The sequence below is a fragment of the Pontibacter toksunensis genome (assembly GCF_042686245.1).
Classification (GTDB): Bacteria; Bacteroidota; Bacteroidia; order Cytophagales; family Hymenobacteraceae; genus Pontibacter; species Pontibacter toksunensis.
The window spans coordinates 1-13,357 of sequence record NZ_JBHUOX010000008.1 but is presented as its reverse complement, the minus strand read 5'-3'; the positions used below and the strand labels follow the sequence as shown (position 1 = coordinate 13,357).

14 protein-coding genes are annotated in these 13,357 nt (G+C 49.1%); all 14 read left to right on the top strand.

Going from position 1 to position 13,357, the window contains the following annotated elements; all coding sequences use genetic code 11:
• The first annotated feature begins 84 nt into the window (after nt 1-84).
• Nucleotides 85-927 carry a geranylgeranylglycerol-phosphate geranylgeranyltransferase gene (locus ACFS7Z_RS11990; protein ID WP_377484794.1) on the top strand — a complete coding sequence of 281 codons (843 nt, stop codon included), beginning with the start codon at nt 85-87 and terminating at the stop codon, nt 925-927.
• A 338-nt stretch (nt 928-1,265) separates the two neighbouring features.
• Nucleotides 1,266-1,709: a Fur family transcriptional regulator gene (locus ACFS7Z_RS11985; protein ID WP_377484792.1), complete on the top strand. Its 444-nt coding sequence runs from the start codon at nt 1,266-1,268 to the stop codon at nt 1,707-1,709.
• A 58-nt stretch (nt 1,710-1,767) separates the two neighbouring features.
• Nucleotides 1,768-2,265: a PaaI family thioesterase gene (locus ACFS7Z_RS11980; RefSeq protein ID WP_377484790.1), complete on the top strand. Its 498-nt coding sequence runs from the start codon at nt 1,768-1,770 to the stop codon at nt 2,263-2,265.
• Nucleotides 2,266-2,304: 39 nt separating this feature from the next.
• Nucleotides 2,305-2,883, top strand: a complete 579-nt coding sequence (locus tag ACFS7Z_RS11975) for a pseudouridine synthase (RefSeq protein WP_377484789.1) — start codon at nt 2,305-2,307, stop codon at nt 2,881-2,883.
• Between the two features lie 88 nt (nt 2,884-2,971).
• Entirely contained in the window at nt 2,972-3,814 is an 843-nt protein-coding gene (locus ACFS7Z_RS11970; protein WP_377484787.1) for a 1,4-dihydroxy-2-naphthoyl-CoA synthase, read from the top strand.
• Nucleotides 3,815-3,967: 153 nt separating this feature from the next.
• Nucleotides 3,968-4,573 carry a phosphoribosylglycinamide formyltransferase gene (purN, locus tag ACFS7Z_RS11965; protein WP_377484786.1) on the top strand — a complete coding sequence of 202 codons (606 nt, stop codon included), beginning with the start codon at nt 3,968-3,970 and terminating at the stop codon, nt 4,571-4,573.
• Nucleotides 4,574-4,593: 20 nt separating this feature from the next.
• Entirely contained in the window at nt 4,594-6,117 is a 1,524-nt protein-coding gene (gene purH, locus ACFS7Z_RS11960; protein ID WP_377484784.1) for a bifunctional phosphoribosylaminoimidazolecarboxamide formyltransferase/IMP cyclohydrolase, read from the top strand.
• Between the two features lie 319 nt (nt 6,118-6,436).
• Nucleotides 6,437-7,462: a rod shape-determining protein gene (locus ACFS7Z_RS11955; RefSeq protein WP_115565171.1), complete on the top strand. Its 1,026-nt coding sequence runs from the start codon at nt 6,437-6,439 to the stop codon at nt 7,460-7,462.
• Between the two features lie 12 nt (nt 7,463-7,474).
• Nucleotides 7,475-8,341, top strand: coding sequence for a rod shape-determining protein MreC (gene mreC, locus ACFS7Z_RS11950; RefSeq protein ID WP_377484781.1), 867 nt, complete (start codon nt 7,475-7,477; stop codon nt 8,339-8,341).
• Entirely contained in the window at nt 8,331-8,864 is a 534-nt protein-coding gene (locus ACFS7Z_RS11945; protein ID WP_377484779.1) for a hypothetical protein, read from the top strand. The genes mreC and ACFS7Z_RS11945 overlap by 11 nt, the downstream gene beginning before the upstream one ends.
• Complete coding sequence (gene mrdA, locus ACFS7Z_RS11940) at nt 8,861-10,687, top strand: penicillin-binding protein 2 (RefSeq protein ID WP_377484777.1); 1,827 nt, start codon at nt 8,861-8,863, stop codon at nt 10,685-10,687. The genes ACFS7Z_RS11945 and mrdA overlap by 4 nt, the downstream gene beginning before the upstream one ends.
• A gap of 43 nt (nt 10,688-10,730) precedes the next feature.
• Nucleotides 10,731-12,023 (top strand): rod shape-determining protein RodA, encoded by a 1,293-nt coding sequence (rodA, locus tag ACFS7Z_RS11935; protein ID WP_377485145.1) that lies wholly within the window; start codon nt 10,731-10,733, stop codon nt 12,021-12,023.
• A gap of 446 nt (nt 12,024-12,469) precedes the next feature.
• Nucleotides 12,470-12,691, top strand: a complete 222-nt coding sequence (locus ACFS7Z_RS11930) for a hypothetical protein (RefSeq protein WP_377484775.1) — start codon at nt 12,470-12,472, stop codon at nt 12,689-12,691.
• Nucleotides 12,692-13,215: 524 nt separating this feature from the next.
• Nucleotides 13,216-13,357, top strand: a 142-nt coding sequence (locus ACFS7Z_RS11925) for a transposase (protein ID WP_377485143.1), incomplete at its 3' end; no start/stop codon positions are given.

The window sequence follows — 13,357 nt, the reverse complement described above, 5'->3', positions numbered from 1 at the left end:
AAAAGCCCCTTGCACAAGGGGCTTTTTTATTGCCTTTTCCACTTGCTGCCTTACCTTTGACTCAGCCTTTTCCACACCTTATACATGAAGCCCTTTTTAACCCTGATACGCGCCCAGAACCTGGTGTTGGTTGTGCTGAGCCAGGCGCTGGTACAGGCATGCCTTTTAGCAGCGGGTGTAAATTGGGAGAAGGTGCTGGAGCCGGGCTTCCTGGCTCTTACGTTCTCCACGGTGTGCATTGCAGCAGCCGGTTACATCATCAACGATTATTATGATGTGAAGATTGATGCCATTAATAAACCGGACCGGCTGCTGGTAGGGCGTATCATCCGCAGGCGCCGGGCTATGTTCGCGCACCTGATACTTTCCTTTGTGGGTGTAGCCGTTGGTACGTTGCTCATGGTACGCGTCGGGTTAATAAACCTGGGAGCGGTACTGCTGCTGTGGGGGTACTCTGCCAGGCTAAAGAAGCTCCTCCTTATAGGCAATGTTGCCATTGCGCTGCTGTCTGCCTCTATGCTTTTAGTTGTAGCCGTGTACAACGACATGCTGAACAAGACAACGCTGGGCTATGCGCTGTTCGCCTTCCTTATCTCGCTTATCCGGGAGATCATCAAAGACATAGAGGACATGAAAGGAGACGCCTCTTTTGACTGCCGTACCCTGCCCATCGTGGCGGGCATGCGGGGAGCCAAGTATGTGCTGTACCCCTTGATTGCCATCTTTCAAGTTGTATTGGTAGCAGCTATCCTGCACCCCTCTACACCGCTTATTTTTGATACTTACATGCTGGTGCTGGTGCTGGCACCCAGTATCTGGATGGTAGTAAAATTAGTACGGTCTGATAGGAAAGCAGACTTCAGTTACCTGAGTAACCTCAACAAACTCATCATGCTGATGGGAATTTTGTCTATGCTGTGGGTATAAAAAAGCCTGAAACCTTCGGTTTCAGGCTTAGCTACTAATAGGGTATAAGGTTAAGGTAAGGGTGTTTAATGTCATCAGGCGGCGCGGCACTTCAGCCATGCAAACCTTTATTGCATAGCAGCATCGCTGCCATTCTTAACTAAATCTTCCGGTTCAGCCTCGCAATTCTACTCCTGCTACAACCATTTCATGTGGCACAACTGAAGCCTTCAGCCTGTTGGTGACAAAGCATATATTTATCAATATATATACGTAGTACATAAGTACAGGTTATCTGAAATGACCAATTTAAATGTAATATATCAAAATTCTGTGTTATAACGTATATTTGCAAGCCTATGGTAAAGCAAAAAGCTGATACAACAGAGAAAACAAAAAAATTACTGCAGCAGTACGCGCTCCGCAAAACCGGTTGCCGTTTGGAGGTACTATCCCTGCTGCTGCAAAATAAGAGCGCACTGGCCCACTCAGACATAGAAAAGCAGATGGGTGATAAGTTTGACCGCGTTACCCTCTACCGGACACTCCACTCCTTCGAGGAAAAAGGGCTGGTGCACAGCATACACGATGTGAGCGGGGCCGTTAAGTATGCGCTCTCACGGGAAACATCCAGCCAGCAGCAGCGCCACGACAACCACATCCATTTTAACTGTACTGCCTGCGGTCAGACTTTTTGCCTGAACGAAATTAATATTCCCTCCTTATCCTTACCTTCAGGGTACAAGGTGAACAGCCTGCACTTTTCGGCGCAGGGGGTTTGCAGCACTTGCGAGACCAATTAGTAACTAGGATTCCGGCGTAGTAAGTGCAACCTCAAAACCTGAACTAAAACAAAATGCCATGGCCCGCCAAACAGAAAATGCTGCAACTTTCCGGAAGCTGGTTACTTCTCCGGTAAAGTTCCGTCTGTTTATGCTGGCCCGGCTGCCTATGGCCTATTTAGCAGGCCTGCGTATCACCTCCCTCTCCCAGGAGTCAGCTACCGTAAGTATACAATACAAATATCTTAACAAGAACCCCTTTAACTCGATTTACTTCGCCTGCCTCAGCATGGCCGCTGAGCTCTCAACAGGAGTATTATGCATGATGCACATACATAAATCGACTCCGCCTGTTTCCATGCTGATTGTGAACATGAAGGCTGACTTCACAAAGAAAGCTTTGGGCAAGATTATTTTTACCTGCAACGATGGTGAACAGCTATATAAGGCCATTGAAGAGACAAAAGTTACCGGAGAGGGAGTGACCGTGACTGCTACCAGCACAGGCACAGACGAAAGCGGGGATACAGTTGCCGTATTCCACTATACCTGGTCGCTGAAAGCGAAGCGGAAGTAAAAGGCACAACGTTTCTGAAATTTACACCCTGCCCCACAGATGACACACAGGCATTTCATTATACATAAGCCGTACGGCTACCTCAGCCAGTTTGTGCGTGACCCTAAAAAGCAGAAAAAGAAAAAGCTACTGGCGGAGCTACATGAATTTCCGACAGGCACTATGGCGATTGGCCGCCTGGATGAAGACAGCGAAGGCCTGCTCCTACTCACAACTGACGGAAAAATAAGCGAGTTTGTCCGCAGCAACAGCATTGAGAAGGAATACTATGCGCAGGTAGACGGACTTATAACTGGAGAGGCGGTTGAAAAGCTACAGCAAGGGGTGGAAGTCAGCATAGAGGGAGTCCAATATATTACCAGACCCTGTGTGGCAAAAATTATGGAGCAGGACCCAGGCTTTCCGGAGCGAAGCCGGAAAATAAGGGATGATAGGCATGGCCCCACCAGTTGGGTATCTATTACGCTGACGGAGGGAAAATTCAGGCAGGTAAGAAAAATGACGGCGGCGGTTGGTTTTCCTACTCTGCGCTTGGTCAGAGTACGGATTGGCGCCTTACTCCTCAACGGTTTGCAGACAGGAGCAGTAAAAGAAGTAGACACTTTTCACCTTACTTAAGTACTAAAGAAACTTCTGGAATACAAGGGAGGTATAGTGCTTGTGCTATGAAGGCTAAAAGCCGTAATTTTACTACAAAATATGAAACATGAGTAAAGCAAATTGGAAAACCGTTAAAGAATATCAGGATATAACCTACCAAAAGTCAGATGGCGTGGCACGCATTGCGTTTAACAGGCCAAACGTGCGCAATGCCTTTCGGCCTAAAACCGTGGCAGAGCTTTTCGAGGCGTTTCTGGATGCCCGCGAAGACACTTCTATCGGCGTAGTATTGCTTTCCGCAGAAGGCCCCTCTACAAAAGATGGTGTTTATTCTTTCTGCAGTGGAGGCGACCAGACTGCACGCGGCCACCAGGGTTATGTGGATGAGGAAGGAATGCCCCGCCTGAACATTCTGGAAGTACAGCGCCTAATTCGCTTTATGCCGAAAGTAGTAATTGCCGTGGTGCCTGGCTGGGCGGTAGGTGGCGGCCATAGCCTGCATGTGGTTTGCGACCTGACGCTGGCAAGTAAAGAACATGCCATTTTCAAGCAGACCGATGCCGATGTCACCAGCTTCGACGGCGGGTACGGATCCGCTTACCTGGCGAAGATGGTAGGCCAGAAGCGCGCCCGCGAAATATTCTTCCTGGGCAGAAACTACACGGCCCAGGATGCCTATGAGATGGGTATGGTGAACGCCGTGATTCCGCATGATGAACTGGAGGACACCGCTTACCAGTGGGCACAGGAAATACTGGAGAAATCTCCTACTTCCATCAAAATGCTCAAGTTCGCCTTCAACGCCACAGATGACGGTATGGTAGGGCAGCAGATTTTCGCCGGCGAAGCCACCAGATTGACTTATATGACGGAGGAAGCCAAAGAAGGACGCAACGCCTTTTTAGAAAAGAGAAAGCCAAATTTCAAGGATATTAAGTGGATTCCGTAAGGAAATAATTATGCTATAGAATTGAAGCTGGTATAATAACAAATCTTTTGGTTTGGGGTGCCTTCTACTCCCTCCTCCACATAATATCAGCTATACGTGCTGGCTTCTACAGCCAAACCCGTTATATTTGCGGCTTCATTACAAGCTGTACTTTTGAAACGACCAGATAAGAAGAATATAGTCATTTTTGCTTCGGGATCGGGGAGCAACGCCCAGCGCCTGCTGGAGTACTTCGAGCACCACCCTGACATTTGTGTGGCCGCCCTGTTCTCTAACAATCCCAAAGCGCATGCCCTAAAAAGAGCCGAGACGTATCACGTCCCGGCTCTTTTGTTTACACGCGAAGAGTTTTACCAATCTGACAAGGTGCTGCAGCAGATACAGCAGTTTAACCCGGACCTGATTGTGCTGGCTGGCTTCCTGTGGCTGGTTCCGTTAAACTTGCTCCAGGCATTCCCAAACCGCATCATCAACATTCACCCGGCCCTGCTGCCTCAGTACGGCGGCAAAGGCATGCATGGGCTGAACGTACACGCGGCTGTAGTGCAGGCTGGTGAAAAGGAGTCGGGCATCACCATCCACTACATTAACGAAGAATATGACAAAGGCGCATTCATACGGCAGGAGCGCTGCCCGGTCCTGCCCAACGATACGCCTGAAGACCTGGCTGCCCGTGTGCTGCAACTGGAGCACCAGTACCTGCCACTGGTGGTGGAGCAGCTGATAAAAGAGCAAAATCAACCAGATATAGAAGATTAACCTTACAAACAATCTATCCCATGCAATCCGTTAAAATTAAATCCGCACTCATTTCAGTTTACTATAAAGACCGCCTGGAGCCACTTGTGGAGCTGCTGAAGCAGCACAACGTGACTATTTACTCCACGGGCGGCACACAAACGTTTTTAGAGGAGCAGGGCGCTACCGTTGTAGCCGTAGAAGACCTGACTGCATACCCGTCTATTTTCGGAGGTCGTGTAAAAACGCTTCACCCGAAAGTGTTTGGTGGTATCCTGCACCGCCGCGACAACGAAAGCGACATTTCAGAAAGAGAGAAATTCGAGATCCCGCCCATCGACCTGGTGGTAGTAGACCTGTATCCATTTGAAGAAACAGTAGCCTCCGGTGCTTCAGAGGCAGACGTGATTGAGAAAATTGACATTGGTGGCATTTCCCTGATTCGTGCTGCAGCGAAAAACTTTAAAGATGTGCTGATTGTCTCCTCCAGAGACCAGTATGATGCTGTAGTGGAACTGCTGCAGGCAAAAGACGGCGCCACCGATCTGGAAGACCGCAAGCGTTTTGCCGCCAAGGCCTTCGATGTGTCTTCGCACTACGACACCCATATCTTCAATTACCTGAACGCCAACGGCGAAGAGGAGGTATTTAAGCAGAGCCTGCGTGAAAGCACGCCGCTGCGCTACGGCGAGAATCCCCACCAGAACGGTGCGTTCTACGGCAAGCTGGAAGACCTTTTCGAGCAGCTGAACGGCAAGCAACTATCATACAACAACCTGGTGGATGTGGATGCTGCTGTGGCACTGGGCGCTGAATTTGAAGAGCCTACTGTTGCCATCCTGAAGCATACGAACGCCTGTGGCTGCGCTACTGCTGACACTATAAAAGAAGCTTACCTGCTTGCGCTTTCCTCTGATCCCGTGTCTGCCTTTGGGGGCGTGATCATCGCCAACAGAAAGATTGATCTGAGCACTGCTGAAGAACTGAACAAGCTGTTCTTTGAAGTGCTGATTGCCCCGGAGTACGATGCTGATGCCCTGGAACTGCTGCGCTCCAAGAAAAACCGCATCCTGCTGAAGCAAAAGCCGGTAGAGCTGCCAAATAAACTGTTCAAGACGTTGCTGAACGGTGTAATTGAGCAGGATAAAGACTTAGCGACTGAAACAGAAGCCGATTTCAAAACCGTTACCAAGCGCGAGCCGACAGCAGAAGAGAGGAAGGCACTGGTGTTTGCCGCCAAGGTTTGCAAGCACACCAAGTCGAATACCATTGTACTGGCAACAGATAAGATGATGTTCTCGAGCGGTGTAGGACAGACCTCACGCGTAGATGCCCTGCGCCAGGCAATTGAGAAGGCGCGCAGCTTCAACTTTGACTTAAGCAAAACTGTGATGGCCTCCGATGCTTTCTTCCCGTTCCCGGACTGTGTGGAGATTGCAGACCAGGCCGGCATCAAAGCAGTAGTGCAGCCAGGAGGCTCTATCAAAGACCAGGATTCTATTGCTTACTGCGATGCCCACAACATGGCCATGGTCATGACAGGCGTGCGTCATTTTAAGCACTAGAAATTAATACTTGTTTCTGCCAAAGGCCCTGACTTTCAGCTAAAGTCAGGGCTTTTCTATGGTTTCCCTGCTGGTTTACCTACCGCTGCCTCATGCAACGGAATAAAAGACTACTCAATTTTTGAGCTGTCATGGTCGTTATACAGGTTCTCCTGCAGCAGGGGGAAAGGCAGTATATGCAAATAAAAACATTAATTCTACAGGCTTTGGTTACTGCATTATTAATTCCGCTGAAATTCACTAATTTTGCGGCATGTTTCTGATTAGAAATATTGTATACTTAAAATATAATTAGGCAAGCAGGCCTAACGCTTCATAAATGGGACTATTCAACTTTTTGACCAGTGATATAGCAATTGACCTTGGTACTGCCAATACGCTGATCATTCATAATGATAAAATTGTAGTAGACGAGCCTTCCATTATCGCCGTAGACCGCACCACAGGCAAAGTACTGGCAATCGGACGTCAGGCGATGCAAATGCACGAGAAAACCCACGAGAATATCAAAACTATCCGCCCCCTGAAGGACGGAGTAATTGCTGACTTTCACGCGGCCGAGGAAATGATTCGCGGCATGATCAAGATGATTGACACAGGCCGCCGCCTCTTCCAGCCGTCGCACCGTATGGTAATCTGTATTCCTTCCGGCATTACGGAAGTAGAAAAGCGTGCCGTTCGTGACTCTGCTCAGCATGCCGGCGCCAAAGAAGTATGGATGATACAGGAGCCTATGGCGGCTGCCATTGGTATCGGCATTGACGTAGAGCAGCCGATCGGTTCGATGATTGTGGATATAGGTGGTGGTACAACAGAAATTGCCGTAGTTGCCCTTTCCGGCATCGTGTGCGATCAGTCTATCCGCATCGCCGGAGATGTGTTTACCAAAGATATCCTGGACTATATGCGCCGCCAGCACAACCTGCTGATCGGAGAGCGCTCTGCCGAGAAAATCAAAATAGAGGTAGGTGCCGCGCTCACAGAGATAGAAAACCCGCCTGCCGACTACGAAATCCGTGGCCGTGACCTGATGACGGGTATTCCGAAAGTAATCAAGGTAACGTACCAGGAAATTGCCATCGCCCTGGATAAGTCTGTTTCTAAAATAGAGGAGGCTGTTCTGAAGGCGCTGGAGATTGCGCCGCCGGAGCTGTCGGCAGACATCTACGACAATGGTATTCACTTGACAGGGGGTGGTGCGCTGCTGCGTGGCCTGGACAAGCGTCTTGCTGCCAAAACAAAGCTGCCGATTCACATCGCTGAGGACCCGCTAAGGGCTGTGGTGCGTGGCACAGGTGCTGCTATTAAGAATATTGAAGGATTTAAGAATGTCCTGCTAACCTAACAGGGCTTCCCCATGCGGAATCTTTTTGCTTTTATTTACCGGTTCCGTGCTTTCCTCCTGTTTGTACTGTTGGAGGTGCTGTGCGTATACCTGATTGTGCGTTACAATACGTACCAGGGCGCCGCCTTCTTCAACTCCGCAAACAGCTACGTGGGGCAGGTATTGGAGTTCCAAAGCGGAGTAACAGAATATTTCCGTCTAACGTCTGTCAACAACACCCTGGCGCATGAGAATGCGGAACTGCGGAAGGAGTTGATGCGATTCCGCACGCAGCAGGTTTCTGATAGCACCAATGTACTGGACACCACCTTCTACGCCGCCACCGACACAAGCAAAACGGCACCCTATGTGCTGCATGCCGGCAGGGTTATCAACAACTCTGTGCGCCGCATGAACAATTACCTCACACTTTCTGTTGGCGCTGCTGATGGCGTAGAACCGGGCATGGGCGTTATATCTCCAGATGGAGTGGTAGGGCGCGTGAAGACAGTATCACGAAACTATGCTACGGTCACCTCTGTGCTGCATTCGCAGATGCTTGTCTCAGCCAAAATAAAGAGCAGCGACACCTTTGGCACAGTTAAGTGGACAGGCGGTGATTACCGCACGGCCATGCTGGACTACATTCCGCTACACGTAAACCCTGCTGAAGGCGACACCATCGTGACAAGCGGCTTTAACACCGTATTCCCGGAAGGCATTCTGCTTGGCACCATTACCTCTGTAGAGAAAGAGCAGGATAAGAGCTTTTATACCATCACCATACAGCTGGCAGTTGATTTTGCGCAGCTCTCTTATGTGTATGTGGTGGAAAACACGAAAAAAGAAGAACGCGAAAATCTGGAACTGGAAGCAGGGATTATAATCGATGAACAGTAGATTTGGCATAAAGAATATCCTGCAGTTTATACTGTTTGTAGCATTACAGATCCTGCTGATGGATAACCTGGTGCTCTTTAGTACCGGTTTCTGCTTTATCTACATTGCTTTCCTGCTGTTCCTGCCTATTGGCATGAACAGGGTATGGCTGCTGTTCATTGGTTTTTTAGCTGGCTTTACGGTAGACATGTTTTACGACACCGTGGGGATACATGCCGCCGCCAGCGTGCTGCTGGCATTTTTAAGGCCGCTTGTTTTGAACCTTCTGACACCACGGGATGGTTATGATGCCGGTGATTCTGCTAACATACATGTGATGGGTTGGCGTTGGTTTCTGGCCTATTCGCTCACACTGACGTTGTTCCACCATGCGGCAGTGTTCTTTCTGGAGACAATAAACTTCCAGACAGCTTTGTACACGATAGGTAAGATACTGGTAAGCACCCTTTTCACTACAATAGTGATAGTCATTATCCAACTCCTGTTCTTTTCGCCTAAACGAGAGCGGATAGATTATAGATGAACTACTTAGAAACCCGCAAGTACATTATTCAAGGTATCTTCCTGCTGGTGGGTGCCCTTTTTGCCCTCCGGTTATTTTACATCCAGGTGGTGGACAGCAGCTATAAGCAGGCTGCCGAAACCAATGCCATCAAGTCGGTTATTCAGTATCCGTTCCGGGGCCTGATATATGACCGTAACGGTGAACTGCTGGTGCAGAACACGCCTGTGTATGACCTGATGGTGATACCAAAGGAGGTGAAGGCGCTGGACACACTTCGCCTAGTGGAACTGGTAAACTTACCCCTGGAGGATGTGCGGGAGCGCCTTAAAAAGGCGCGCGCGTTTTCTTATGTACAACCGTCTGCTTTTTACCAAAAGCTAAGCACTGAGGAATTTGCCCGCATCCAGGACAATCTCATTGATTTCCCCGGCTTTTACATCAATGCCCGTACAGCGCGTGGTTACCCGCACCAAAGCCTGGCACATGCCCTGGGTTACATTGCCGAAATCAGCCCGAAGCAGCTGGAAGACTCTACTTACAGCGGCTACCGTCCCGGCGACTACATTGGCAAGAGCGGCATTGAGCTGGAGTATGAAAAATACCTGATGGGCAAGCGCGGGGTAAAGTACAAAATGGTGAACGTGCGGGGTGTGGAGAAAGGCTCGTTCAAGGACGGCGCCTACGACACCCTTTCCCAAGCCGGCCAAACCCTGATCAGCACCATAGACCTGGACCTGCAGGCCTATGGTGAGTTCCTGATGAATGGTGCAAAAGGCAGTGTTGTTGCCATCGAGCCGAGCACAGGAGAAGTATTGGCCTATGTGTCCTCCCCCTTCTACGACCCCAACCTTTTTACTGGAAAGGACTACGGCAAAAACTACGTGGCCCTGCTTAGTGATTCGAACAAAACCATGTTCAATCGTCCCATCATGGCAAGCAGCAACCCACCCGGCTCTATCTTTAAGCTGGCACAGGCACTCGTAGCTCTACAGGAAGGAGTTATCACGCCCAATACAGGCTACCCCTGCAACCAGAGCCTGGTAAAGTGTTCGCACGCACATGCGGCTCCCAGCAACCTGAGTATTGCCATTCAAACATCCTGCAACCCTTACTTTTACCAGGTATTCCGGGCTCTCATCAACCAAGGTAAGTCTAAAAACACCTTCAAAGATACTGCCATTGGCCTAGCAAGCTGGCGGGAGCAAATCACAACCTTTGGGTTTGGTACAGAGCTCGGCATTGACTTGCCTAATGAGAAAAAAGGCATTGTGGCATCTACGGATATGTATAACCGGGTGTACGGTGAAAACCGCTGGAAATTCTCCACCATCTACTCTTTGAGTATTGGGCAGGGCGAACTCGGTGTAACACCGCTGCAAATGGCTAACTTTATGGCGACCATTGCCAATAGGGGGTATTATATCAGGCCCCACATTATTCGCTCTATAGGAGAACGAGGCAAACCGTTACCGGAGTATCAGAAGAAGAATTATACTGCCGTAGACGCGAAGCACTTTACTCCTGTTGTGGAAGGTATGGCAGCGGTGGTGGAATCGGGCACAGGAAGAAACGCAAACCTCTCGAAGCTGGGCATTGCTGTGTGCGGAAAAACAGGTACAGCCGAAAACCCGCAGGGGAAAGACCACGCAGTGTTTGTGGCATTTGCTCCGAAGGACAACCCTAAAATAGCCATTGCGGTCTATGTGGAAAACGCTGGTTTTGGTGCACAATCTGCAGCTCCTATAGCTGGGTTGATGATTGAGCAGTATCTGACAGACACTGTCACCAGAAAGAGCATGGAGAAGTGGGTGCTGAGCAGGGAGTACTTAAATGTAAAGTAAGAGAATGGCCGTAGATCAGAAATCAATTGGAAGCAGCAGGGTAATGTCACCTGCACCTGGCAGGCGCACCTCCGGCAGCCGTATGCTCCAGAACCTGGACTGGCTGACCGTGCTGATATATTTCCTGTTGGTGGCCCTTGGCTGGATGAACATCTACGCAGCTGTCTACAGCCCCGACAATGTGGTGAATATCATGAGCTTCGATATTAACTCTGGGAAGCAACTGGTGTGGATCGGAGCCTCCCTCCTGCTTATTATCGTGTTGCTGGTGGTAGATTACAAAGTGTACGAACACCTGGCTTACCCGATTTACGGCGGCATTATTCTGCTCCTGCTGATTACCCTGGTGGTGGCCAAGCCCATTGCAGGCTCCAGATCGTGGCTCGACCTGGGGGGTGGCGTGCGTCTGCAGCCGGCCGAACTGGCAAAGTTTGCCACAGCGCTGGCTGCATCTAAGTTCCTGAGTACCATCAACCTGCGTCAGCAGAACTTCAAGGACCAGATGAAACTGGCTGCCATCACATTGTTGCCTCCTGCTATTATCATTATGCAGAACGAAACAGGCTCGGCACTGGTGTTCGCGGCTTTTATACTTGCTTACTTCCGTGAGGGAATTTCGCCACTGATACTAATCATCGGAGGCTCTGCAGCCACCATCTTTATTCTCACGCTACTTATACCCAAGATATACCTGATAATGGGCGTAACCGTGCTGCTGGCATTGGCCACCTGGCTCGATTACCGCCTGCTGCGCCGCTACAAAACAATGGTTGCGATGTGGGCTGTTGTGGTGAGCATGATCTTCAGTGTGGACTTTTTCGTGAACAACGTCCTACAGCCCCACCAGCAGAACCGCATAAAGGCCCTGATTAACCCGGAGGCAGATCCGTTGGGCTACGGCTGGAATGTGACACAGTCTAAAATTGCAATTGGTTCCGGCGGTTTCTGGGGGAAAGGCTTTTTAGAGGGTACCCAGACAAAATTTGACTTCGTGCCGGAGCAAAGCACCGACTTTATCTTCTGTACTATTGGTGAGGAGCAGGGCTGGGTGGGAAGCACTATTCTAATTGCCCTGTTTATGTTCCTGCTGACGCGCATTGTGATGATTGCCGAAAGGCAGAAGTCCGTGTTCGGCCGCACCTATGGGTACTGCGTGGCCTCCATCATATTCTTTCACTTTCTGGTGAACGTGGGCATGACCATTGGGCTCGCGCCCGTAGTAGGTATTCCGCTGCCCTTCTTCAGCTACGGCGGTTCCTCTTTATGGTCTTTCACCATCCTGCTGTTCATCCTTATCGCGATCGATGCCAACCGCAGCCAGGATTTAGCGCGGTAAGGCTACGCTAAGAGTCAGGCTATTCTTTGACTGTAGTAAGCTTTCACCTGTTCTCACTTCTTGGTCTGTGTCTGCTTGAATAAGTGTGACTGTAAATGTAGTTTTAGATGTGTTGGAAGGATTGGCTAAAAATCTAACAGGCATTCGCCAGGTGCTTCTTGAACTGAGCACAGGCTTCCTGGCTACAGCAGCAATAACAAAACAAAGAAGCGTAGTGCTGGACGGCTGCTACAGGGAAAAGATAATATAACTTTTGAGTGTTTCTTCCTCTAAACGGCAGCCTATTATTTTATCTGCCTCCTTACGTTAGCTTTCAAAAAAAGTTTAGGATATTTACGCCCTGTATTTGCGTTTGCATTGTGTTATTCTTATCCTTACATAAGTAGTAAAAGCAGTAATGTGACCGCTACTCAGCAAATTAATCCTCCTTCTAATATGAATGGAATATGAAAGACTTCCTCCTCTTCTCTAAAACCCTTCTCCGAGACAAAGAGCACCTGCTTAGAGTTCTCTTCATGACTTTCCTGATGGTGGCGCTTGTTATCTGGGGCATGCGTGAGGAACAGGCTTACTTAAAGCAACTATACTTTTTATGCTCTGCATGGAGCCTGGCTATGGTACTGTTTATCTTCGGATACTCCTACTACCAAAGAAATGAAGTTGAATAAATCTTACTGCATTTAAGTAGCTTTTGCTTCTATCAACTGGCAATATGTTGCTTGTCCGGCTTCTCTTATCATAGTTTTGCTGGCTCTTACGACAGAGGCTGCACCGGCTCTTTAACATACAGTGCAGCAGTTTTGCCGCTGCCCGTGCTTTCTGCTGCGCTTGAGTATAATTACGGCTTTGCCACAGCTATTATCAACGGGTAAAATCTTCCTTCCTCTCTCCCAGCCGTCTTATTTCAGATTACTCTTCAAACTGCAAGCAACGTCGCCAATTATACTCAAGCGCAGTACAGCATACTATATTTTGGTAATTGCCTTTTCTTAGCAAATAACAGAAATAGCTCTTCCAAACATTATCACTTACTCAGGTGTTATAGAAAAAGAGGGTACAATGTAGTACTTCTTCCTAATTTAAGTTTTCATTCAACTAGACTTTTCAGCTATGTGACCTCCCCCCGAAAAACCGGACCGTTGTAAAGTAGAGAAAGCGGGCAATAATCGTATAGTCTTAAAAGCGAATTGCCATGAAGAAATCAAAATTCACCGAGGCGCAGATCATCTTCGCCATCAAGCAAGCAGAGACGGGTGTCAAGGTAGAGGAGGTGTGCCGCAAGATGGGCATCTCGGATGCCACCTTCTACAACTGGAAGAAAAAATACGGTGGTT

Bases quoted from the DNA above. Each gene is read 5' to 3' on its own strand.
- ACFS7Z_RS11990 (WP_377484794.1), top strand. From the start codon at position 85: ATGAAGCCCTTTTTAACCCTGATACGCGCCCAGAACCTGGTGTTGGTT.
- ACFS7Z_RS11985 (WP_377484792.1), top strand. From the start codon at position 1,266: ATGGTAAAGCAAAAAGCTGATACAACAGAGAAAACAAAAAAATTACTG.
- ACFS7Z_RS11980 (WP_377484790.1), top strand. From the start codon at position 1,768: ATGGCCCGCCAAACAGAAAATGCTGCAACTTTCCGGAAGCTGGTTACT.
- ACFS7Z_RS11975 (WP_377484789.1), top strand. From the start codon at position 2,305: ATGACACACAGGCATTTCATTATACATAAGCCGTACGGCTACCTCAGC.
- ACFS7Z_RS11970 (WP_377484787.1), top strand. From the start codon at position 2,972: ATGAGTAAAGCAAATTGGAAAACCGTTAAAGAATATCAGGATATAACC.
- purH (WP_377484784.1), top strand. From the start codon at position 4,594: ATGCAATCCGTTAAAATTAAATCCGCACTCATTTCAGTTTACTATAAA.
- ACFS7Z_RS11955 (WP_115565171.1), top strand. From the start codon at position 6,437: ATGGGACTATTCAACTTTTTGACCAGTGATATAGCAATTGACCTTGGT.
- mreC (WP_377484781.1), top strand. From the start codon at position 7,475: ATGCGGAATCTTTTTGCTTTTATTTACCGGTTCCGTGCTTTCCTCCTG.
- ACFS7Z_RS11945 (WP_377484779.1), top strand. From the start codon at position 8,331: ATGAACAGTAGATTTGGCATAAAGAATATCCTGCAGTTTATACTGTTT.
- mrdA (WP_377484777.1), top strand. From the start codon at position 8,861: ATGAACTACTTAGAAACCCGCAAGTACATTATTCAAGGTATCTTCCTG.
- rodA (WP_377485145.1), top strand. From the start codon at position 10,731: ATGTCACCTGCACCTGGCAGGCGCACCTCCGGCAGCCGTATGCTCCAG.
- ACFS7Z_RS11930 (WP_377484775.1), top strand. From the start codon at position 12,470: ATGAAAGACTTCCTCCTCTTCTCTAAAACCCTTCTCCGAGACAAAGAG.